Source organism: Azospirillum mesophilum, from assembly GCF_053470405.2.
The window spans coordinates 111226-133485 of the sequence record NZ_JBPXMQ020000001.1 but is presented as its reverse complement, the minus strand read 5'-3'; the positions used below and the strand labels follow the sequence as shown (position 1 = coordinate 133485).

The 22260-nt window shown below is 69.8% G+C and carries 19 protein-coding genes; all 19 read left to right on the top strand.

The window, feature by feature from the left end:
* Positions 1 to 87 precede the first annotated feature (87 nt).
* A complete protein-coding gene (locus ACSVC7_RS00620) occupies positions 88 to 1254 on the top strand; it encodes an SPOR domain-containing protein (protein ID WP_448204459.1) in 1167 nt (388 codons plus the stop codon).
* Positions 1255 to 1494: 240 nt separating this feature from the next.
* Positions 1495 to 1899, top strand: coding sequence for a response regulator transcription factor (locus tag ACSVC7_RS00615; protein WP_448204458.1), 405 nt, complete (start codon positions 1495 to 1497; stop codon positions 1897 to 1899).
* Positions 1896 to 4121 (top strand): 3'-5' exonuclease, encoded by a 2226-nt coding sequence (locus tag ACSVC7_RS00610; RefSeq protein ID WP_448204457.1) that lies wholly within the window; start codon positions 1896 to 1898, stop codon positions 4119 to 4121. Before ACSVC7_RS00615 ends, ACSVC7_RS00610 begins: the two co-directional genes overlap by 4 nt.
* Positions 4118 to 4363 (top strand): hypothetical protein, encoded by a 246-nt coding sequence (locus tag ACSVC7_RS00605; RefSeq protein ID WP_448204456.1) that lies wholly within the window; start codon positions 4118 to 4120, stop codon positions 4361 to 4363. The genes ACSVC7_RS00610 and ACSVC7_RS00605 overlap by 4 nt, the downstream gene beginning before the upstream one ends.
* 218 nt (positions 4364 to 4581) lie before the next feature.
* Entirely contained in the window at positions 4582 to 7386 is a 2805-nt protein-coding gene (locus ACSVC7_RS00600; RefSeq protein WP_448204455.1) for an ATP-binding protein, read from the top strand.
* Positions 7387 to 7553: 167 nt separating this feature from the next.
* Positions 7554 to 7865 carry an STAS domain-containing protein gene (locus ACSVC7_RS00595; RefSeq protein WP_448204454.1) on the top strand — a complete coding sequence of 104 codons (312 nt, stop codon included), beginning with the start codon at positions 7554 to 7556 and terminating at the stop codon, positions 7863 to 7865.
* Positions 7850 to 8227, top strand: a complete 378-nt coding sequence (locus ACSVC7_RS00590) for a response regulator (RefSeq protein WP_448204527.1) — start codon at positions 7850 to 7852, stop codon at positions 8225 to 8227. The genes ACSVC7_RS00595 and ACSVC7_RS00590 overlap by 16 nt, the downstream gene beginning before the upstream one ends.
* A gap of 56 nt (positions 8228 to 8283) precedes the next feature.
* Positions 8284 to 10560 carry a chemotaxis protein CheA gene (locus ACSVC7_RS00585; protein ID WP_448204453.1) on the top strand — a complete coding sequence of 759 codons (2277 nt, stop codon included), beginning with the start codon at positions 8284 to 8286 and terminating at the stop codon, positions 10558 to 10560.
* A gap of 11 nt (positions 10561 to 10571) precedes the next feature.
* The gene (locus tag ACSVC7_RS00580) at positions 10572 to 11120 is read left to right on the top strand and encodes a chemotaxis protein CheW (protein WP_448204452.1); all 549 of its coding nucleotides are present in this window, start codon (positions 10572 to 10574) and stop codon (positions 11118 to 11120) included.
* 80 nt (positions 11121 to 11200) lie between these two features.
* Positions 11201 to 14134 carry a methyl-accepting chemotaxis protein gene (locus tag ACSVC7_RS00575; protein ID WP_448204451.1) on the top strand — a complete coding sequence of 978 codons (2934 nt, stop codon included), beginning with the start codon at positions 11201 to 11203 and terminating at the stop codon, positions 14132 to 14134.
* 43 nt (positions 14135 to 14177) lie between these two features.
* A complete protein-coding gene (locus tag ACSVC7_RS00570) occupies positions 14178 to 15068 on the top strand; it encodes a CheR family methyltransferase (RefSeq protein WP_448204450.1) in 891 nt (296 codons plus the stop codon).
* A gap of 3 nt (positions 15069 to 15071) precedes the next feature.
* A complete protein-coding gene (locus ACSVC7_RS00565; RefSeq protein ID WP_448204449.1) occupies positions 15072 to 15698 on the top strand; it encodes a chemotaxis protein in 627 nt (208 codons plus the stop codon).
* A 3-nt stretch (positions 15699 to 15701) separates the two neighbouring features.
* Complete coding sequence (locus ACSVC7_RS00560) at positions 15702 to 16766, top strand: protein-glutamate methylesterase/protein-glutamine glutaminase (RefSeq protein ID WP_448204448.1); 1065 nt, start codon at positions 15702 to 15704, stop codon at positions 16764 to 16766.
* Between the two features lie 21 nt (positions 16767 to 16787).
* Positions 16788 to 17927 carry a methyl-accepting chemotaxis protein gene (locus ACSVC7_RS00555; protein WP_448204447.1) on the top strand — a complete coding sequence of 380 codons (1140 nt, stop codon included), beginning with the start codon at positions 16788 to 16790 and terminating at the stop codon, positions 17925 to 17927.
* 65 nt (positions 17928 to 17992) lie between these two features.
* Complete coding sequence (locus tag ACSVC7_RS00550; protein ID WP_448204446.1) at positions 17993 to 18298, top strand: STAS domain-containing protein; 306 nt, start codon at positions 17993 to 17995, stop codon at positions 18296 to 18298.
* A gap of 3 nt (positions 18299 to 18301) precedes the next feature.
* Entirely contained in the window at positions 18302 to 19036 is a 735-nt protein-coding gene (locus ACSVC7_RS00545; protein ID WP_448204445.1) for an ATP-binding protein, read from the top strand.
* Positions 19033 to 20259 carry a response regulator gene (locus ACSVC7_RS00540; protein ID WP_448204444.1) on the top strand — a complete coding sequence of 409 codons (1227 nt, stop codon included), beginning with the start codon at positions 19033 to 19035 and terminating at the stop codon, positions 20257 to 20259. The genes ACSVC7_RS00545 and ACSVC7_RS00540 overlap by 4 nt, the downstream gene beginning before the upstream one ends.
* Positions 20259 to 21431, top strand: coding sequence for a PP2C family protein-serine/threonine phosphatase (locus ACSVC7_RS00535; protein ID WP_448204443.1), 1173 nt, complete (start codon positions 20259 to 20261; stop codon positions 21429 to 21431). The genes ACSVC7_RS00540 and ACSVC7_RS00535 overlap by 1 nt, the downstream gene beginning before the upstream one ends.
* A gap of 24 nt (positions 21432 to 21455) precedes the next feature.
* On the top strand, positions 21456 to 22094 hold the full coding sequence (locus ACSVC7_RS00530; RefSeq protein ID WP_448204442.1) for a DUF3800 domain-containing protein: 639 nt from the start codon (positions 21456 to 21458) through the stop codon (positions 22092 to 22094).
* Positions 22095 to 22260 lie beyond the last annotated feature (166 nt).

The following is a 22260-nucleotide window of genomic DNA, read 5'->3' as shown; positions in this document are numbered from 1 at the left end:
CACCGAAATACAGTAGAAGGGTCTCATATCGCGTTGCGGTCCGTCTGGGCCGTGGACCTGTGACCTTTCCTGGATGCGCCCTCCGCCGTGACGTTCAAGGACGAAATGAAGGCCGCCGGCAAGAAGGCGGACACCCCCGCCGCCGCCCCCGGTGGAGACGGCGACGACATCGTTCGGCTGCTGCGCGCGCTCAACGAAGACCTGAAGGCCGACCCGGCCGACCACGACGCCGCTGACCTGGACGAGGATCTGGAGGCGAAGGTCGAGCGTCAGCTGCCGTTCGGCAAGATCGCCGCCGCACTGGTCGCCGCCGCCGCCGTCGGCTTCGCCGTCGTCATGCTCGATCACGAGAGCGAAACGCCAGCGCCGCAGCCCCCGCCCACCCCGCTGATCGCCGCCGCTCCGGCCCCCGGCGGCGCGTCCACGGGCGGCGTGTCCACCGTGTCCCCGGTTGTTTCCCCGGCGCCGAAGGCCCCGGCGAGCCAGCCGGAGCCGCTGATCGCCCGCGCGCCCACAACCACCACGTCCGCCGCGCCCGCCCCGGCGCTGGTGGCGCCGCAGCCGCCCTCCACGATCACGTTGCCGCAGACGCCGCCCCCGGCCCTGCGCGTTCCGGAGCCGCCGCCCATAGCGCTGCCCGCACCGACCCCGGTGGAAGCCCCGGCCAAGCTGCCCGACGCCCCCCCCCCGGCGCTCGCCCAGCCCGAGCCGGTGAAGGCCGCACCGCCGGCCGCCCCTCCGGTTGCAGCACCGGTCGAAGCGCCCAAGCCGGTTCAGGTCGCCAAGCCCACCCCGGTGGCGCCCGCCCCCGCCACCGCCAAGCCCGCGACGGAGACGGCGGAACTCCAGGCGATGCTCGCGCCCAAGACGCCGCCGCGCGCCCCGGCCGCCAAGCGCGAGGTCGCCAAGCCCGAGGCGGCCAAGCCGGACGCCCCGAAGCCGCTCGGCACCTTGAGCAAGCCGGCCAGCACCGCTCCGGCCGAGTCCGCCGGCACGGCCGAGCCGACCACCCCCGATGGCCGCTACGCCGTCCAGGTCGGCTCCTTCCAGATGGCCGAGAATGCGGAGGCGCTGGTCCGCCGCCTGCGCGACAACGGATACAGCGCCGTCACGCTGGACTGGACCGACGCCGCGCAGAAGTCCTGGCACGCGGTCCGCGTCGGCGGCTACGCCGATCCCGCCGCGGCGAAGCGCGCCGCCGGCGTGCTGAAGGGGAAAATGGGACTTCCCGCGATGGTCGTCAGCACGCATTGACGAAACGGCCCGCCGATTCGGGCCTGCGACAAACTGTCCGCCTCCCTATTTGCGGTTCTTTCACTGCGAACGGCCCGCCCGCAATTTCATCATTGTGGGCGGGCTTCGGCTTGATCTGCCATTACCCTTGCCGTTAACATGGGTTTGAACGGGCACGCCTATTCGAATAGGAAAAGTTTCGAATAGGCAAAGCCAATAAGAAGCCGGCGAAACAGACCGGCGCTTTGGAGGAAACCCTGGATGAAGCCGACGATCCTGGTCGCCGACGATGAGCCCAGCATCGTCCTGTCCTTGCAGGTGCTGTTGCAGAAGGCGGGCTTCGAGGTCCGCATCGCCCGCAACGGGGAGGAAGCCCTTCAGTCGGTGGAGGCCAGCCCCCCCGACCTGATCCTGCTGGACGCGATGATGCCCAAGCGCGACGGGTTCGACGTCTGCCAGTCGTTGCGCGCCAACCCGGCCCACCGGGACCTGCCGATCATCATGCTGACGGCCAAGAGCCGCGACGTGGAGCGGCAGAAGGGCATGGCGCTGGGGGCCACCGACTACATCACCAAGCCTTTCTCGACCCGCGACCTCGTCACCACCGTGCGCAAGTATCTGGAGCCCGCAAGCGCCGATGGCGCCGCGCGGGAGGCCCGGCCGTGAGCGTGCCGATGACCGACGGCGCCGGCACGGCGCAGGCGGCTCCCGCTCAGCCCCAGGCCCACACCCCGGCCCCTACCCCGGCCAAGCCGCCGCGCCGCATCATCCCGCTCGCCTTCCGCGCCGCCGGATTCGGCCTGCCGCTTCTGTCGGCGGGGGCCGCCATCGCGCTCCGCAGCAGCGGCTACGAGGATCCCTTCACCGCCTACGCCATCCTCATGACCACGGCGGTCACGGCGGGCGTGTGGGGGCTGTGGGCCGCAGTCGACCGCCATCTTCTGCGCGCCGCCGAGACGCTGAGCCGCGAGGCCGGGCTGATCGCCCACGGTTCGGCGGACGGCAAGACGGGTGCCCGCATCCCGCTGGCCCGCTACGGCGACCTCGCCCCTATGGCGAAGGCGATCAACGAGCTGTCGGACAAGCTGACCGCCGCCCGCCGCGACACCGCGCGCGCCGTCGCCGAATCGACCGCCAAGGCGGAGGAGCAGAAGACCCGCCTCGCCGCCATCCTGCGCGACCTGCACGAAGGCGTCCTGGTCTGCAACCTGAAGCACCAGATCCTTCTGTACAACCAGACCGCTCTGGACATCCTGCACCTGACCGGCGACCTGGGGCTCGGCCGCTCGCTGCTGCATTTCGTGGTGGCGGAGCCGGTGACCCACACGCTGGAGCGGCTGACGCTCCGCGTGCGCGAGGGGCGCCACATCAACCACGAGCACGGCACCACCGCGCAGTTCGTCGGCGCCACCACCGACGGCCGCATCCTGCTGGCCGGCCGCATGAGCGCCATCCTCCAGGACGCGCCGGAGGGCTCCGACGAGCCGCCGTCGATCACGGGCTACGTCATCACGCTTTCCGACGCGACCAGCGAGCTGGCCGCGCTCGGCCAGCGCGACGCGCTGCTGCGCGAGGCGACGGAGGGCTTCTGCGCCCCCATCGCCAACCTGCGCGCCGTCCTGGAAACGCTGGAGGACACGCCGGAGCTGGGGCCGGAGGAGCGCGCCGCCTTCCAGTCCGCGCTGATGGAGTCCTCCACCACCCTGTCGGACCGGCTGGCCCACGTCACGGCGGAATACCGCAACGTGGTCACCGGCTCCTGGCCGATGAGCGACATCCACTCCAACAACCTGATCAACCTGATCCGCCACCGCGTCGGGGCGGAGGCGCAGTACACGGCCACGCTGACCGGCCTGCCGCAGTGGGTGCACGGCGACAGCTACAGCCTCGTCATCCTGTTCGGCTACCTGATCGAGTATGTCTACGCGCTGACCGGCGTCGCCGCCTACGACCTGTCCGTCGAGCCGGAAGGGCAGTGGGTCTATCTGGACATCTCCTGGCAGGGGCCGTCGGTGCCCAGCGGCATCGTGGACAGCTGGCTCGACCACCCGCTGCCCGACGCGCTGGGCGGCCTGACCGTCGGCGACGTGCTCCAGCACCACAAGAGCACGATGTGGAGCGAGCCGGTGAAGGGCTTCGAGGGACGGTCGCGCCTGCGCGTGCCGCTGCCCCCGGCGCTGAAGCCGCCGTCGGCGCACGCCACGGCGCGCAGTTCCGCCCGGCCGGAGTTCTTCGACTTCAACCTGCTGCACCAGCCCCTGGCGACCAGCGAGCTTGGCGCCACGCCGCTCGACCAGCTCCACTACGTGGTGTTCGACACGGAAACGACCGGGCTGGCCCCCAGCAACGGCGACGAGATCATCCAGATCGCCGCCGTGCGCATCGTCGGCGGGCGCATCCTGACCGGCGAGACCTTCAACACGCTGGTCAACCCGAAGCGGGCGATCCCGCCGGAGTCCGTCCCCTTCCACGGCATCACCGACGCCATGGTCGCCGACAAGCCGACCATCGACAAGGTGCTGCCGCAGTTCCGCAGCTTCGTGTCCGGCGCCGTGATGATCGCGCACAACGCCGCCTTCGACCTGAAATTCCTGCGGATGAAGGAACGCGCGGCAGGGGTGACGTTCGACACGCCGGTGCTGGACACCATGCTGCTGTCGCGCATGCTGCTGGGCGACGGCGGCGACCACACGCTGGACGGCATCGCCGAACGGCTGGGGATCGAGGTGGTGGACCGCCACACGGCGCTGGGCGACAGCCTCGTCACCGCCGCGGTCTTCCTGCGCATGGTCGAGATGCTGAAGGAGCGTGACGTGCGCACGCTCGGCGACGCCATCAAGGCCGCGAACATCATCGTCGAGCTGGCGGCGCGGGAGCGGGCCTTTTGACCGGCGCGGCCGACAAGCCGCCTCCCCCGCCGACCCCGCCCCTGCCGGCCAAGGCGGGCATCGACCGCCTGATCGCGCTGTTCCTGTTGGCACTGGTCGCCTTCAACCCCCCGCTGCTGCGCGTGTTCGGCGCCGGCGACACGCTGTTCGGCCTGCCGCTGCTGTACGTGTACGCGCTGGGCGTGTGGGCCGGTGCGATCGCGCTGTTCGCCCTGCTTCTGGAACGCGGAGGGCGGCCATGACCGCGCGGCAAACCACACCCTCGCCCGCCTCCGGCGGGAGAGGGGGGGACCCGCCGCAACGCGGCGGGGGGGTGAGGGCAAGGTTTTTCCGAAAATCCTCGGCCCACATTCCCTATTCTCTCGGCAGAACCTTGCCCTCACCCTCCCATGCTTCGCATGGGTCCCTCCCTCTCCCGGCGGAGCCGGGCGAGGGTTTGCCCTGGCGCGGGGGCTGACGCATGCCCTTTTCCGCCATCGTCGCGGCGTCCTTCGCGTACCTGTTCCTGCTTTTCGCCGTAGCCTGGTGGGCGGATCGCCGTACGAACGTACAACGCAGCGTCATCGCGTCGCCGTACGTGTACGCGCTGTCGCTCGGGGTGTACTGCACGACCTGGACCTTCTACGGGTCGGTCGGTCGGGCGGCGTCGCTGGGCATCGGATTCCTGCCGATCTATCTCGGCCCCACCCTGCTGATGCTCTTGGGGCCGCTGGTGCTGCGGAAGATCCTGCGCATCGCCAAGGCGCAGCGCATCACCTCCATCGCCGACTTCCTCGCCTCGCGCTACGGCAAAAGCCAGGGGCTGGGCGGGCTGGTGGCGCTGACGGCGGTGATCGGGGTGACGCCCTACATCGCCCTGCAGTTGAAAGCCGTGGCCGTCAGCTTCGAGGTTCTGTCGGGCGCCGACCCCAGCGGCCTGACCGGCGGGCTGTCGCTGCCGGTGGTGTTCGACAACGCCTTCTACGTCGCCATCGTCATGGCGGCCTTCGCCATCGTCTTCGGCACCCGCCACATCGACGCCGCCGAGCATCACGAGGGCATGGTCGCCGCCATCGCGTTGGAATCGGTGGTCAAGCTGGTGGCCTTCCTGGTGCTGGGCGGCTTCGTGGTCTGGGTCCTGCACGACGGCGGCACCGACCTGTTCAGCCGCGCCGCCGAGAACCCGGAGATCGTGCGCCTGTTCACCGCCGCCCCGGCGCTGGGGGACGGGTCGTGGTTCACGACGATGCTGCTGTCCACGGCGGCGGTGCTGTGCCTGCCGCGCCAGTTCCAGGTGATGGTGATCGAGAATGTGGACGAACGCCACCTGACCCGCGCGCTGTGGCTGTTCCCGCTCTACATGCTGCTGATCAACCTGTTCGTGCTGCCGGTCGCCGTGGCCGGACTGCTGCGCTTCCCCGACCGGGCGGTGGACCCGGACATGTTCGTGGTGGCGCTGCCGCTGGCGGCGGGCGAAGGCTGGCTGGCGCTGCTGGCCTTCATCGGCGGGCTGTCGGCGGCGACGGGCATGATCATCGTGGAGGCCATCGCCCTGTCCACCATGGTCAGCAACGACCTCGTCCTGCCGCTGCTGCTCCGCTCCCGCAGCGCGCGGCTGGGGCGGCGGCACGACCTGTCGCCGCTGCTGCTGACCATCCGGCGGGCCGCCATCGTGGCGATCCTGCTGCTCGGCTACGTCTATTTCCGCATCGCGGGGTCGGCCTACGCGCTGAGCGCCATCGGGCTGATCTCCTTCACGGCGGTGGCGCAGTTCGCTCCGGCGCTGATTGGCGGCATCTACTGGACCGGGGCGACGCGGCGCGGCGCCCTGGCGGGCCTCAGCGCCGGCATCCTGACCTGGGCCTACACGCTGCTGCTGCCGAGCTTCGCGCGGTCGGGCTGGCTGCCGGGGACCTTCATCGACGACGGCCCCTGGGGGCTGGCCCTGCTGCGCCCCTACGCCCTGTTCGGGCTCGACGGGATGGACCCGCTGACCCACGCCCTGTTCTGGAGCCTGCTGCTGAACGTCGGCGGCCTCGTGCTGGTGTCGCTGCTCGACCGGCCGGGCATCGGGGAGCGGGCGCAGGCCACCGCCTTCGTGGAGGTGTTTTATCACGGGGGAGGCCCCGCCCTGTCCGCCGATCCCTGGCACGGCCGCGCCACCGTCGGCGAGTTGCGGCGCATCACCGCGCGCTTCCTGGGGCCGCAGCGCGCCGAACTGGCCTTCACGCAATACGCCAAGTCGCACGACCACCCGCTGGAGCCGGACCGCCGCGCCCGCACCGACCTCGTGCGCTTCGCCGAACGCCTGCTGGCCGGGGCCATCGGCGCCGCCTCCGCGCGCGTGGCCCTGGCCTCGGCGGTGGAAGGCGGGGAGGTCAGCCGTCCCGAGCTGATGCGCATGCTGGACGAGACCAGCCACGTCATCGAATACAGCCGCCAGCTCGAACACAAGACCGCCGAGCTGGAGCGCGCCACCGCCGCCCTGCGCGCCGCCAACGAACGGCTGAAGGAGCTGGACCGGCTGAAGGACGAGTTCCTGTCCACCGTGACGCACGAGCTGCGCACGCCCCTGACCTCCATCCGCGCGCTGACCGAGATCCTCTACGACAACCCCGACATCGAGCTTGAGCAGCGGCAGGAGTTCCTCGGCACCGTCATCACGGAGAGCGAGCGGCTGACCCGCCTGATCAATCAGGTCCTGGACATGGCGAAGATCGAGGCCGGCGAGATCGACTGGCAGATCGAGCCCATGGACCTGGGTACGGCCGTCGAGCAGGCGGCGGCAGCCACCAGCCAGCTGTTCCACGAGCGCGGCATCCTTCTGGACGTGGCGATCCCGCCCGACCTGCCGCCGGTGCGCGGCGACCACGACCGGCTGGTGCAGGTGGCCGTCAACCTGCTGTCCAACGCCGCCAAGTTCACCCCGCCCGGCGGCCGCGTCGCCCTGACGCTGACCGCCGAAGCCGGCATGGCCCGCGTGTCCGTCGCCGACACCGGCCCCGGCATCGCGCCGGAGCACCAGTCCATCATCTTCGAGCGCTTCCGCCAGGTCGGCGACACCATGACCGACAAGCCGCAGGGCACCGGCCTGGGCCTGGCCATCTGCAAGCGAATCGTCGAACACCTGGGCGGGCGCATCTGGGTCGAAAGCACCCCCGGCGCCGGAGCAACCTTTGCGTTCACCATCCCGCTCGCCCCCGTCGGGATCACGGCCATTTCCACAGCCGATTCCCCGTCCCCTCCGGAGAGCGCGAACAGCGGAGGGCCCGGCGGGGGCGATTGACCCGGCGAAGTCACATCCCGCCCGGCTCGCGACACCGGTTGACACAGAACCGTCCGGTTGGCTTAACGAATCCTTATACGTGCTCTGGCAGGGTTTGACCCAAATGCCGGGAGCGGCGGAGGCTGCCCGGCGTGGGTCGTGCGCGGCCGGGTGGTAAGGAGGGGTCGGTGACTCTGATCAAGTGGAGCGACGAGAACGGACAGGTCCGGCTGGGATTGCCCAGCGACCTGGACCTCGCCATGGCGCAGCCGCTGCTGGACAGCCTGCGGGCGGGATTCGGCGCCTCCGGCACGGTCATCGCCGACGCTTCGGCGGTGGAGCGCGTCAGCACCGCCTGCGTCCAGGCGCTTCTGGTCGCCGCCCGGCATGCCGCCGAACACAACCATACATTCGCCATCGCGCAGCCTTCCGAGGTCCTGACGGAGGCGTGCGAGGATCTGGGCCTCGCCCCGTGGCTGAAGCAATGGAGCCAAGCGTGAAGAAGAAGGTACTCACCGTCGACGATTCGCGGACCATGCGGGACATGGTCGCCTTCACGCTGAAGGGCGCGGGTTACGAGGTGGTGGAGGCCGGCGACGGCCAGCAGGCGCTGAACGTCATCGGCACCAACAAGGTGGACCTCGTCATCACCGACCTGAACATGCCGGTGATGGACGGGCTGACCCTGATCCGCCGCCTGCGCGCCACGCCGGCGCACCGCACGCTGCCGATCCTGATGCTGACCACCGAGGCCGACGAGAAGAAGAAGGCCGAGGGGCGGGCGGTCGGGGCAACCGGCTGGATCGTGAAGCCCTTCAACCCCGAAAAGCTGATCTCCGTGGTGCAGAAGGTGTGCGGCTGACGCCGCATCGCAGAAGGTGCGCGGCCGGTGCCGCGCGAGGCTGAGAGGGCACGCCCGTGGAAGACCTGAGCCGGTTCAAGCAAACCTATTTCGACGAGAGCGCCGAGCTGCTCGCCGTCGCCGAATCCGGGCTGCTGCGGCTGACCCCCGGTGAGGTCGATTCCGACGAGGTCAACGCCATCTTCCGCGCCGTCCACTCGATCAAGGGCGGCGGCGGCGCCTTCGGCTTCACCGAGCTGGTCGCCTTCGCGCACGAGTTCGAAACGGTGATGGACGGGGTGCGCAACAACACCATCCCCGTCACGACCGAGCTGGTGGACACGCTGATCCGCGCCAACGACGTGCTGGGCCAGATGCTGGCCTATGCGCGCGAGGGCGAGCCCGCACCGCCGGGCACCACCGACGGCACCGTGGCCGCGCTGCGCCGCCATCTGGCCGGCGAGGCCGCCCACGCCGAGCCCGCCGCCGCCGAGCCCGCCGCCGCCGAGCCCGCTCAAGCCGCCGAACCGGCTCCGGCCACCGCCTATCCGGACGACGAGGACGACGAGGCCGGCATCTTCGGCGACGCCATGGCCGCCATCGACGCCGCCCGCGCGGCGGAATTCGCCTTGGGCCCCGACCCGGTGCCCGAGGGGAAGGTGCGCTGGACCATCGTCTTCCGGCCGAAGACCGACCTGCTGATGTCGGGCAACGAGCCCACCTTCATGCTGCGCGCGCTGCGCCGGCTGGGCGACGCGAGGGTCGACTGCCACTTCGACAACCTGCCGAACCTCCAGAATCTGGAGGCGGAGCTGCTGTTCCTGTCCTGGACGGTCACGCTGGTCGCCGATCCGGACGTCGATCTGGAAAAGATCAACGACGTCTTCGAGTTCGTCGCCGACGAATGCGACATCCGCATCACCGCCGAGGCCCCGCCCCCCGTGCTGGCCGAGCCTCCGCCGGCCGATCCGGAGCCCGTCCCGCCGCCCGCCACCGAACCGGTGCCCGTGGCGGCGGCCCCCGTCGCCCCGGCCCCCGTTGCCTCAGCGCCGAAGCCGGCCGAACCGGCCAAGCCGCGCGCCAACGGCGGCGGCGGCGAGCACGCCGGCCTGACCAGCCACACCATCCGCGTGGACCTCGACAAGATCGACCGGCTGGTCAACATGGTCGGCGAGATGGTCATCACCCAGGCGATGATCGCGGAGCATGTCCGCGAACTGCCGCCGGGCGAGTTCCAGGAGCTGCTGGAAGGGCTGGAACAGCTGGCCCAGCACACACGCGAGCTGCGCGAAAGCGTGATGTCGATCCGCGCCCAGCCGGTGTCCAGCGTCTTCTCCCGTATGCCCCGGCTGGTCCGCGAATGCGCCGCCGCCACGGGCAAGGAGGTGCAGCTGGTCACCTCCGGCGAGACGACGGAGGTGGACAAGACGGTGGTGGAAAACCTCGTCGACCCGCTGACGCACATGATCCGCAACTCCATCGACCACGGGCTGGAAAGCCCCGACGAGCGGGAGCGCATCGGCAAGCCGCGCGCCGGCACCGTGCACCTGTCGGCGCAGCACCGGTCGGGCCGCATCGTCATCGAGATCACCGACGACGGGCGCGGCATCAACCGGCCCAAGGTGCTGTCCAAGGCCATCGAGAAGGGCCTCGTCCAGCCCGGCGCCAGCCTGACGGACGAGGAGATCGACAACCTGATCTTCCTGCCGGGCTTCTCCACCGCCGATCAGGTGTCGAACCTGTCGGGGCGCGGCGTCGGCATGGACGTGGTGCGCCGGAACATCACCTCGCTCGGCGGGCGCATCGGCGTCTATTCCACGCCCGGCGAGGGCTCCCGCTTCGTGCTGTCGCTGCCGCTGACGCTGGCCGTTCTGGACGGCATGGTGATCTCGGTCGGCGTGGAGCGCTTCGTACTGCCGCTGACCAACATCGTGGAAAGCCTGCGGCCCAAGCCGGCGGACCTGCACGGGCTGGTCGGCAAGTGCGACGTGATGATGGCGCGCGGGGAGTATGTGCGGCTGGTCTACCTGCACCAGCTGTTCGGCATCCCGGAGGCGGTCACCGACCCGACCCGCGCGCTGGTCGTGCTGGTGGAGACGGAGGACGGCTCCCGCCTCGGCCTCGTCGTGGACGAGGTGCTGGGCCAGCAGCAGGTCGTCATCAAGAGCCTGGAAGCCAATTTCCGCCGTCTCGACGGTGTCGCGGCGGCGACCATCCTGGGCGACGGCCGCGTCGCCCTGATCCTCGACGTCGCCGGCCTGCGCGAGATGAGCCGGCACCACGAATCCGGGTCCACGCGCGCGCCGTCCGCACCGATGGCCGCGCTGCCCGCCCCCGCACTCGAACCGGTCTGAGGCCCTAAGCGATGAGCACTTCCACCGCGCTCACCACCGTCGGAGGCACCCGCACCGACGCCATGTCGGTGAACGGCTCCGAGGAGCAGTACGTCACCTTCACCGTCGGCAGCGAGGAATACGGGGTCAACATCCTGTCCGTCCGCGAAATCCGCGGCTGGACGCCGGAAAGCCGGCTGCCGAACCTGCCGGACTATGTGCGCGGGGTCATCAACCTGCGCGGCATCATCATCCCGATCTTCGACCTGCGCGCCCGCTTCGGCGGCGGCGCCACGGAGGTCACCAAGCGCCACGTCGTGGTGGTGATCCAGGTGGGCGAGCGCACGCGCGGCATCCTGGTGGACGCCATCTCCGACATCCTGGCCATCGGCCACGACTCCATCAAACCGCCGCCCGACGTGGACAGCGGCATGGTCGACGCGGAATACCTCAGCGGCCTCTACACCGCCGAAGACCGCATGGTCACGCTGCTGAGCGTGGAAAAGCTGTTCTCCGTGGAGACGACCGGCGACCTGGACGCCGTCGCGAGGGGCCCGCTGGCGCTGGAAAAGGCGTCCTAAGGCCGGCGGGCGACGCCGTCACCGCCGAACAAAACTGAATGTCGAACAAAACTGAATAATGGGGTTGGAGGGGGCTTTTCATGGCGAAGGGGGTCGGGTCGTTCGTCTCGAATTTGGGCATCTCGAAACGGCTGTGGCTTGCCTTCGGCCTCCTTCTGGCGCTGCTGGTGGCCCAGGTCGTCGCCGGGACGGCCGGCATCCGCAGCCTGAACGGCAACGTCGACGCCGTCCTGGCCTCCTCCGACCTGTCGAGCTTCGCGAAGGACCTCGCCACCCGCCTCGCCAACCAGCGCATCCAGGGCCGTGACTACCTGTTCACGGGCGACATCAAATCGCTGGAGCGCCAGCGCGCGCTGCGGGCCGAGTTCGACAAGGTCATGGCCGACCAGCAGGCCCTCATCAAGGGGTCCGCCCACGCCGCCAAGTTCGAGGAGCTGTCCCGCCTCCACGCCGAGTACCACACCCAGTTCGAGGAGGTGCGGGGCTTCCGCGAACGCTACGACGCGGCCATCCGCCAGCGCATGGACCCGCTGGGCGCCAAGCTCACCGACACGCTGGAGCAGATCGTCGAGAGCACGCTGGCCTCGGGCAACAAGGACGCCGCCATCGCCGCCGAGGAGGCGGAGAAGCACTGGGTCCTGACCCGCCTCTACGCCAACCGCGCCATCGGCATGAAGGACGCCGGCGCGCCGAAGCTGCTGGACAAGAATCTCGCCGAGATGCTGGAGCACATCCGCGAGGCGCAGGCGATGCTCAGCGACGCGCGCCTGACCCAGCTGCTGCGCGAGGTCGAGGCGCGCGCGCCGGACTACCGCGCGGCCTTCAACGACGCCGTCGCCGCCGACCGCGACGTGGACCGGCTGCGCGCGGAGGTGGTCGCCAAGGTCGTCGGACGGCTGAACGAGACGCTGAACGCCGTGACCGCCGCCGTCCACGCGGAGCAGGACGCGATCGAAAAGCGCGCCGAGGAGGAGGTGTCCAACGGCCTCCTCGTGTCGCTGGCCATCGGCGGCCTGTCGCTGCTGCTGGGCATCCTGGCGGCGCGGATCATCGCCGGCTCCATCACCGGCCCGGTCAACGGCATCCGCAAGGTGATGACCGACCTGACCGACGGGCACCTGAACGTCACCGTCCCCCACACCGACGGGCGCGACGAGCTGGGCGAGATGGCCCGCGCCGTGGACGCCTTCAAGGACGACGCGGTGGCCGCCGTCTGCTCGCGCATCGCGCTGGACCGCGTGTCGGCCAACATCATGCTGGCGGACCCGAACGGCACCATCACCTACGGCAACGCCTCCCTCCAGGAGATGTTCAGGATCGCGGAAGCCGACCTGAAGACAGCGATGCCGGGCTTCGACGCGGGCACGCTGGTCGGCCGCAGCGTTGACGATTTCCAAAAGGACCCGGCCCAGCGCCGCCTGATCGGCAACCTGACGGCCTCGCACAAGGCCATGCTGAAGATCGGCCGCCGCAGCTTCGAGATCGTCGCCAACCCGGTGATCGGCCGCCATGGCGAGCGGCTGGGCACGGTCCTGGAATGGCGCGACCTGACCGACGAGCTGTCCATCGAGGCCGAGATCGCCGACATCGTGAACAGCGCCGTGCGCGGCGACTTCTCCCGCCGCATCGCGCTGGACGGCAAGGCCGGCTTCTTCCGTCTGGTCAGCGAAGGCATCAACCGGCTGGCCGGCAACGTTTCCGACGTGTCGGAGGAGCTGGCCTCGACGCTGGAATCCCTGTCCCAGGGCGACCTGTCGCGCCGCATCGACAAGCCCTACGAGGGCGTCTTCCTGCGCCTGAAGGAGGATTTCAACAACACCGTCGACAAGCTGTCGGAGATCGTCCGCCGCATCAACGGTGCCGCCGAATCCATCGCCGCCGCCAGCGGGGAGATCGCCGACGGCAGCCTCGACCTGTCGGAGCGCACGGAGCAGCAGGCCTCCTCGCTGGAGGAGACGGCGGCGAGCATGGAGGAGCTGGCGGCGACCGTCCGTTCCAACGCCGACAACGCCCAGCAGGTCAACAGCTTCGCCGTCGACGCCCGCGCCGCCGCCGAACGCGGCGGGCAGGTCGCGGCCAGCGCCGTGGAGGCGATGCGCCGGATCGAGCAGTCGTCGCAGAAAATCTCCGACATCATCGGGGTGATCGACGAGATCGCCTTCCAGACCAACCTGCTGGCGCTGAACGCCGCCGTGGAGGCCGCCCGCGCGGGCGACGCCGGGCGTGGCTTCGCGGTGGTCGCGCAGGAGGTGCGCAACCTCGCCCAGCGCTCCGCCCAGGCGTCGAAGGAAATCAAGACGCTGATCCTGGACAGCGGCGCGCAGGTGAAGGACGGGGTGGAGCTGGTGCGCTCCGCCGGCAGCACGCTGACCGACATCGTGTCCGGCATCGCCCGCGTCGCCGACCTCGTGTCGGAGATCGCGCGCGCGACCGCCGAGCAGGCGTCCGGCCTGGACGAGGTGAACACCGCCGTCGCCCAGATGGACGAGATGACCCAGAAGAACGCCGCGCTGGTCGAGGAAAGCACGGCCGCCGCCCGCTCGCTGGAGGAACAGGCCGCCCAGCTTCGCCAGCAGATGGCCTTCTTCGCGCTCGACCGCGCCGCTGCCGCCGGGCGCGGCGGGTCCGACGACCTGTCCCGCCACGTCCAGCTGATCGAGAACACCAAGATCGACCACATCACCTTCCGCGAGAACGTGATGAAGGCCGTCCAGGGCAGGGGTGACGCCACGTCCGACCGGCTGGCCGACCATCACGGCTGCCGGCTGGGCAAGTGGTACGACACGATGACCGACGCCGCGGTCCGCAGCTCGCCGGTCTTCGCCAAGCTGGCCGAGCCGCACGCCCGTTTCCACGAGGCCGGCAAACGCGCCCTGGCCGCGCACGAGCAGGGCGACGAGACCGCCGCCACCCGCGCGCTGGAGGATCTGGAGCGTCTGTCGGGCACCGTGCTCGGCCTTCTCGACCAGCTGGCCGCCGACGTCCGGGCCAAGGCCCGCGGACGGGCGGCGTGAGCGGGGGCGGGAGCCGCACCATGTTCAAGACGGCAGGCCGGTCATGACCTCCGCCAACAGCGCCCGCATCGCCGTGACTCCCGTCGCCCCCGGCCGGCGGGAATTCCCGTTCGAGCAGCGGCACTTCGACTTCATCGCCCACATGCTCTACCAGCTGGCGGGGATCGCGCTCGCCCCGCACAAGGTGGAGATGGTCTATTCCCGCCTTGCCCGCCGGCTGCGGGAGCTTCAGCTGCCGGATTTCGACGCCTACTGCACCCTGCTGGAAAGCGAGGAGGGGGCGAACGAGGTCGGTTTCCTGGTCAACGCGCTGACCACCAACCTGACCAGCTTCTTCCGCGAGTCCCACCACTTCGACTTCCTGGCGAGCAAGGCCATCCCGGAGATGCGCGCCCGCCACACGGGCGAATCCTCGCACCCGCGCCTGCGCATCTGGTCGGCCGGCTGCTCCTCCGGACAGGAGCCCTACACCATCGCCATGGTGCTGTCCGCCGCCTTCGGGCCGGAGCTTCGGCGCTGGGACGCCAAAATCCTCGCCACCGACATCGACACCCACATGGTGGACACCGCCCGGCGCGGCGTTTATTCGGCCGAGGTGGCGGACAGCATCCCCGCCAACCTGCGCGACCGCTTCACCCACCGCATCCGCGAGGGGGGCGAATCGAAGGTCGTCATGCACGACGACCTGAAGCGTCTGATCACCTTCAAGCCGCTGAACCTGCTGGAGCATTGGCCCATGAAGGGGCCGTTCGACGCGATTTTTTGCCGCAACGTTCTCATCTATTTTGACCGCGTCGGCCGCACCCAGGTAATCGAGAATTTCGCCCGCCTGCTGGAGCCGGGCGGATGCCTGTTCCTCGGCCATTCGGAAAGCCTGTACGGCGTGTCCAACCGCTTCCGCCAGACCGGCCCGACCATCTACCGGAGACTCTGACGCATGGCAGGTCTTTTAAGCCGTCGTGCGGCTCAGAAGGGGCAGAGCGGCGGGTACTTCAACCCACAGTTCCAGGCACACACCCTGAAGGTGTTCCTGGGGCACCATCTGGTCAGCGACCGGTCGGACGTGATGATGGTCACGACGTTGGGCTCCTGCGTGGCCGCCTGCGTCCACGACCCGGCGACGGCCATCGGCGGCATGAACCATTTCCTGCTGCCGGAGGTGCCGGAGTCGGAGGACGGCGGCACCGGCACCGCGGCGCGCTACGGCTCTGTCGCCATGGAGCGGCTGATCAACGACCTGCTGGCCAAAGGCGCCCGGCGCGAGCGGCTGGAGGTGAAGCTGTTCGGCGGCGCCCGCGTCATCGACAGCAGCTTCGACGTCGGCCAGCGCAACGCGCGCTTCGCGCTCGACTACATCCGGCGCGAGGGGCTGAAGCTGGTCGGCCAGGATCTGGGCGGCGCGTCGGCCCGGCGCATCCACTATTTCCCGCACACGGGGAAGGCGATGCGCAAGATGCTGCGGCCGGAGGCCCTGTCGGAGACGGCGAGCCAGGAACTGCACTTCCGCTCCACCCTCCGGCAGCAGCCGATCGAGGGCGACGTCGAACTGTTCGGAGAGGACTGAACCATGCCCCGCCCCATTCGCGTCGTGATCGTCGACGACAGCAGCCTGATGCGGGAGATGCTGAAGTCCATCATCTCCGAGGATCCCGGAATCGAGGTGGCCGGCGTCGCCCGCGACCCCTACGAGGCGCGCGAGGTCATCAAGCAGACCAACCCGGACGTCATCACGCTCGACATCGAGATGCCGCGCATGGACGGCCTGTCCTTCCTGGAAAAGATCATGACCCTGCGCCCGACGCCGGTGGTCATGGTCTCCTCCCTGACCCAGGAAGGCTCCGACGCGACCATCCGGGCGCTGGAGATCGGGGCGGTGGACTGCGTCGCCAAGCCCGACGGCTCCGACGGCCACGGGTTCGAGGCGATGGCGCACGAGTTGATCGGCAAGATCCGCGTGGCCGCCACCGCACGCCTGTCCATGCGGCGCCCGCACGCGCCGTCCGCCACCCTGCCGACGCCGCGCCGCGCCGGGTCGGGCACCCGCTTCATCGCCATCGGCGCCTCCACCGGCGGGGTGGAGCGCATCCGCGACGTGCTGGCCGTCATGCCGGCGGACTGCCCGCCCATCGTCATCACCCAGCACATGGGACCCAGCTACGTGCCGAGCTTCGCCGCCCGGCTGGACCGCATTTCCCCGCCGACCGTCCAGGTCGCCACCCAGGGCGCCCGGCTGACGCAGGGCGTGGTCTACATCGCCCCCGGCGACCGGCATCTGGTCGTCATCCGCGACGCCCAGGGCTACAGCTGCCACATCCAGGACGGCCCGCCGGTCAGCGGCCACCGCCCGTCGGTGGACGCGCTGTTCTCCTCCGTCGCCCGCGCGGCGGGGCCGAACGCGGTGGGGGTGATCCTGTCCGGCATGGGCCGCGACGGGGCGACGGGCATGCTGGCCATGCGGGAGGCCGGGGCCTACACGATCGGCGAGCAGGAATCGAGCTGCGTGGTCTATGGTATGCCGCGCGCGGCCTTCGAGGCCGGGGCGGTCGCCATCGAGCTGCCGCTGGCCCAGATTCCGGCCGAGATGCTGCGCGCGTTCGACGCCATCGGCGACCACCGAAGCCGGGCGAACTGAGCGGGCGAATTGAGGAGCACCATGATGTCTTTCGACGGCCGCGCGCCCTACCCGGAGGCTGGTCCGGAATCGCTCGGAACCGCATCGCCCGATCAGGCGGAGAAGGTCCCCGTCACCGCCGACCTGCTGTCCACCTGGATCGGCTACGCCGACGTGCAGCGCCGCACGATGGAAGCCATCCAGCACGAGCTGTCGCGCACCTCCGCCACGGTGGAGGACGCCACGCTGGACCTGTCGGCGCGCTTCCGCGAGCTGGCCGAAAAGGCCATGCAGCAGTCGCAGCGGGTCGAACAGATCGTCAGCGTCGCCGGCTCCGTCGCCATCGACGGCGAGCGCGTGCCCATGGACCAGCTGGTCACGAGCATGCAGGACATGATCGCGGACATGATCGCGAACATCGTCACGCTGTCGCGCCACGCCATGAGCATGGTCTACCTGCTGGACGACGTGCAGAAGGACGTGTCGGAGCTGGAGAAGTCCATCGCCGACATCGACGCCATCAACCGGCAGACCAACTTCCTGGCACTGAACGCCACCATCGAGGCGACCCGCGCCGGCGAGGCCGGGAAGACCTTCGCCGTGGTGGCGCAGGAGGTGCGGCACCTGTCCCGCTCCACCGGCGAGCTGGCCGACCGCATGCGCTCCAAGGTCACGGCGGTCGTCAAGGGCGTGCGCAACGGCCACGACATCCTGCGCCAGATCGCCGACACCGACATGTCGCCGCAGATGCTCGCCAAGGAGCGGGTGGACAAGACCATGGAAAGCCTGGTCGACCAGACCGGCCACTTCCAGTCGGTGCTGGAGACCGCGGCCACCGTGTCGCAGGACATGTCCACGACCATCAGCCACATGGTCACCGGCATGCAGTTCCAGGACCTGACCAAGCAGCGGCTGGAGGCGATCAACGACAGCCTCGCCATCATGGTGGCCGGGCTGGACGAGCTGGAAAACCGCACCCGCGTCGAATTGCCCGCTTCCTTTGGCGGCCGCGTTCCGCAGGAATGGCTCGACGAGCTGCTCGGCCGCTTCAAGCTGAGCGAGATGCGGCAGCGCTTCGTGCGGAAACTTTTGCTGGAAGGAACCGCGCTGGACGAGCACGGCGTGCTTGACGTGGATGCCGGGCACGACGACAGTTCCGGCGGCGACATCGAACTGTTCTGACCAACCGCCTTGGCGTGGCCGGCAAGGCCACACCGACCAAACGACCCTTCAGGGACACCGGACCGATGGACTACGGAATTGAGAGCAAGGACCAGGAAGCCGTGGTTCGGTTGCGCGGCCGCTTGACCTTCAACGACCACGCCAAGCTGCGCGCGCTGATCCGCGAGATGCTGCAAAGCGGGTCCAAGCGTCAGGTCCTCGATCTCTCCGCGCTGGAATTCGTCGACTCGGCGGGCATCGGCATGCTGCTGATCGCACGCGAGGAGATGGACAACGCCGGCAAGCAGCTCGTCCTGCGCGCCGCGGCCGGCCAGGTCAAGCGCGTGCTGACCGTGGCGCAGCTCAACAAGATCGTGACGATCGAGGACTGATCCTTGGTCCCCGCCCGATCCCACGTCGCCGCCCTGCATGGCCTGGGCGTGCCGGCCGATCGGCTGGCGCGTCTGTCGGCGGTCGCCTGCCTTCCGCCCTGGCCGCCCGGCGCGGGGGCGTCCGGCGTGGAATTCGACGAATCCGTGCTGGTGCTGCTGGGCAGCGCCGACGTGGCCGAGCCGCCCGAGGTTTGGGCGCGGCCCTTCGCCGCATGGATCGAGGCGGCGGCCCTGTCCGACGCCGAACTGGCCACGGCCGTGGAGCGCGCCCGCCGGGCCGACCTGTTCGCCTGCCTGACCACGGCGTCGGCGAACCAGCTTCACCTCGCCGCCCGCATCCTCGCCTGCATCGCCGCCCGCCGCCCGTCGATGACGTCCGCCCAGCGCGACGACATGGAACTGGCGCTGCACGAGGCCATCAGCAACGCGGTGGTGCACGGCAACCTTCAGGTCGAAGGCATGAAGGGCCTGAGCGTCGCGGCGCTGGAGCGCTTTTCCCTCGACCTCGCCGCGCGCCTGGCCGACCCCTCCTTCGCCAACCGCCGGGTGGAGGTCTGCGTCTGGATGGAGGACGACTCGGTGACCGTCGAGGTCGCCGACGAGGGCACCGGCTTCGCCCGGCCGGAGCACATCGAGTACGGCGCGTCGGGCCGCGGGCTTGACCTGATCGCCGCCATCGCGGACGAGCTTCAGCTCCTCGACGGCGGCCGGCGCATCCGCATGAGGTTCCCGCTGTGACGGAGCCGGCCTCCTTACCCGGCGGCATCGGACGCCCCTCCATCACCGGCTGCAACATCCTGGTGGTGGACGACACCGACTTCAACCGCACCCTGATCGGCGCCCTGCTGAACGAGGCGGGCTTCCGCAACATCTCCTACGCCAAGGACGGGTTCGAGGCGCTGGCCCAGATCGAGGCGCAGACCCCGGATCTGCTGATCCTCGACATCATGATGCCGGGCATGGACGGGTTCGAGGTGTGCCAGCGCCTGCGCGCCAACCACGCCTACGCCGACCTGCCGGTGCTGGTGCAGACCGCGCTGTCCTCCAGCGACGACCGCAACAAGGCCTTCGCCGCCGGCACCACCGACCTCATCTCCAAGCCGCTGGACCGGGCGGAACTGCTGGCCCGCGTGCGCATCCACCTGGAAAACCGCGTCCTGATCCGCAACCTCCAGACCTACCGCGCGCGCGTGGAGGGGGAGCTGGCGATGGCGCGGTCCATGTACGACCACCTGCTGCCCTCGGCGGCGTTGCGCGCCTCGCTGCGGCAGAGCGCCCGCGTGGAGCTGCGCTCGCACATCATCCTGTCCTCGGACATGGGCGGCGACCTGTGGGGCGTGCTGCCGCTGGACGAGGGGCGCTTCGGGGTGTTCCTGCTGGACATGGCCGGGCGCGGCGTGTCGGCCGCGCTGAACGCCTTCCGCATGCACACCCTGATCCACGAGCTGGCCCCCACCCACGGCGAACGGCCCGACGCCTTCCTGGCGGAGCTGAACGACCGCGCCGTCAGCCTGCTGGAGTTGGGGGAGCACGCGACCGTCATCTACGGCGTGGTGGACGCGGCCGCGGGGCATTTCACCTACGCGGCGGCGGCGGCGACCAACCCGGCGCTGATCCCGCCGAACGGCGGCCCGCTGCTGTTCGGCGATGCCGCCGGCCTGCCGGTGGGCATCACCCCCGGCAACCATTACGAGGCGCGGACCCTGCCCTTTCCACCGGGCGGGGTGCTGGCGCTCTATTCCAACGCGGTGCTCGACGCCCTCGACGCGGCCGGAACGGACGCCGGGGACAGCGACGTCCCCGCCCTCGCCCGTGTGATCGGCGGAGCCATGGGCGGCGCGCCCCTGGGCGACGGGGAAGACGCCTTCACGGCGGTGACCGCCGCGCTGACGGCGGCGCTGGGCGAGACGCCGGGTGACGACCACACGCTCGTCTGGATCGAGCACGGGAGACCCTCGTGATGGAACACCCGGACGTCGGCACCGGCCTGGAGAACGCGCGGGTGATGGTGGTGGACGACAACCGCGTCAACCGCCACCTGCTGCTGGCCCTGCTGGAGCGCGGCGGCGTCCGGCACATCGAGATGGCCGAGGACGGCATCGACGCGCTGAACCGCATGGACAGCTTCCGGCCGGATCTGATCCTGCTGGACCTGATGATGCCGAACCTGGACGGGTTCGAGATGTGCAAGCGCCTGCGCACCGACCCCGTGTGGAAGGACCTGCCGGTGCTGGTGCAGTCCAGCCTGAACCGGGCGGAGGACCGCGCCAAGGCCTTCGCCGCCGGGGCGACCGACTATGTGACCAAGCCGATCAACGCGGTCGAGCTTCTGGCCCGCGTGCGCATCCACCTGCAGAACCGGGCGCTGGTGCACGACCTCCAGCTCTTCCGCGAGCGCACGGAGACGGAGCTGGCGCTCGCCCGCAAGATGCAGGAACGGCTGATGCCCACGCCGGAGCGTCTGGCGGAGGTGGAAGCCGCCGTCGGCCTCGCCATCCATGCCCATTTCGCCCCCTCGTCGGAGCTGGGCGGCGATTTCTGGGACCTGCGGCGCGACGGCCGGGGCCGGCCCGTTCTGACCATGGTCGACTTTTCCGGTCATGGCGTGGGGGCGGCGCTGAACACCTTCCGCCTGCACGCCATCTGCCAGCAGATGGACTTCACCGACTTCGACCCGGCGGCCTTCCTGGCGACGGTCAACAAGCGGCTCTGCGCGCTGTTGCCCAACGGGCAGTTCGCCACCATGCTGGCCGGCTACGTGGACCAGGCGGAAGACCGCTTCGTCTACGCGTCCGCCGGCTCCACCAAGCCGATGGTCTGGGCGCCGGGCGACGAGTCCCCGACGCTGGGCGAAAGCGCCGGCCTTCCGCTGGGCCTTCTGGCCTCGGCGGACTACGAGGCGCGCTCGGTCCCCCTGCCGCCCGGCGGGCGCCTGTTCCTCTATTCCGACGGCGCCATCGAGATCCCCGTGGGCGACGACGTTCTGGACGAGCCCGGCCTCGCCGCCATGATCGCCGAACGCCGGGGGGAAACGGACGGCCAGCGCTTCCTGGACAGCGTCCTGGAGGCCCTGCGCGCCACCGGCCCCATCGACGACGACCTCACCGCGCTGCTGGTGACGCGCGCGGGGTGACGGGGAGCAGGACCGACCGACCGCATGCACGTCTTCTGTGACGAGTCCGGCGGAACCGGACGGGACGACAGCGTCTTCCTGGTTGCGGCGGTGTCGCTGACGGCCGGCGAGGCCACGCGCGTCATGAAATCCTTCCGCAAGGCGACGGGACTGCGCGGCGAGGTCAAGGGCAGCCGACTGACGGACAAGGAACGCAAGCTTTTCTTCGAAGTCCTGAAGAAGAATTCCGTGCCACCGGTGAGCGTGGTTTATTGCAGTGGCTTGGAAACCCTTGGGAATTGGGCATTGGGCACCCTGGACGGACCCGACCTGTGGGCGGAACTGATCGTGGAGAGCACTTTGTGGCTCGGCACGGGCTCGACCATCGCCATTTCCGTGGACCAGCGCTACCAAGGCCCGAAAGCGCGTCGCGTGCAGACCGCAATCAGCATGGCCGTCGCCAACCGCGCGGGCGCCAACCGCATCATGGTGCAATTCGTCGACAGCCAGATGAGCGACGGCGTGCAGATTGCCGATGTTGTCGCAAACACCGCGTACCGCGAAATCACGTCCTTCGGGGCTCAACCCCGTTTCCGTGGATTGGCTGACGCCGGAGCGATGGTCATACGGCCGCTCGAACTGAAAACCCGGCGCCCGCACTGGCTGGAGCCGCTCCCCGCCTGAAACCAAAAGAGCCGCCCCGAGGGACGGCTCTTGATTGGGGGTCGGCACACCGCCGAGAAGTCCCGCCTCCAGTCACTAGCGGGGCCATACAGCCCCTCCTTAGCGGGCGACGGCTGCGGTGCTTTCGCACGCTTACCACGACGCCCTTCTAAAATAGTCCCGATAT

Bases quoted from the DNA above. Each gene is read 5' to 3' on its own strand.
- ACSVC7_RS00530 (WP_448204442.1), top strand. From the start codon at position 21,456: ATGCACGTCTTCTGTGACGAGTCCGGCGGAACCGGACGGGACGACAGC.
- ACSVC7_RS00580 (WP_448204452.1), top strand. From the start codon at position 10,572: ATGAGCACTTCCACCGCGCTCACCACCGTCGGAGGCACCCGCACCGAC.
- ACSVC7_RS00555 (WP_448204447.1), top strand. From the start codon at position 16,788: ATGATGTCTTTCGACGGCCGCGCGCCCTACCCGGAGGCTGGTCCGGAA.
- ACSVC7_RS00575 (WP_448204451.1), top strand. From the start codon at position 11,201: ATGGCGAAGGGGGTCGGGTCGTTCGTCTCGAATTTGGGCATCTCGAAA.
- ACSVC7_RS00565 (WP_448204449.1), top strand. From the start codon at position 15,072: ATGGCAGGTCTTTTAAGCCGTCGTGCGGCTCAGAAGGGGCAGAGCGGC.
- ACSVC7_RS00560 (WP_448204448.1), top strand. From the start codon at position 15,702: ATGCCCCGCCCCATTCGCGTCGTGATCGTCGACGACAGCAGCCTGATG.
- ACSVC7_RS00590 (WP_448204527.1), top strand. From the start codon at position 7,850: ATGGAGCCAAGCGTGAAGAAGAAGGTACTCACCGTCGACGATTCGCGG.
- ACSVC7_RS00570 (WP_448204450.1), top strand. From the start codon at position 14,178: ATGACCTCCGCCAACAGCGCCCGCATCGCCGTGACTCCCGTCGCCCCC.
- ACSVC7_RS00600 (WP_448204455.1), top strand. From the start codon at position 4,582: ATGCCCTTTTCCGCCATCGTCGCGGCGTCCTTCGCGTACCTGTTCCTG.
- ACSVC7_RS00535 (WP_448204443.1), top strand. From the start codon at position 20,259: ATGGAACACCCGGACGTCGGCACCGGCCTGGAGAACGCGCGGGTGATG.
- ACSVC7_RS00550 (WP_448204446.1), top strand. From the start codon at position 17,993: ATGGACTACGGAATTGAGAGCAAGGACCAGGAAGCCGTGGTTCGGTTG.
- ACSVC7_RS00615 (WP_448204458.1), top strand. From the start codon at position 1,495: ATGAAGCCGACGATCCTGGTCGCCGACGATGAGCCCAGCATCGTCCTG.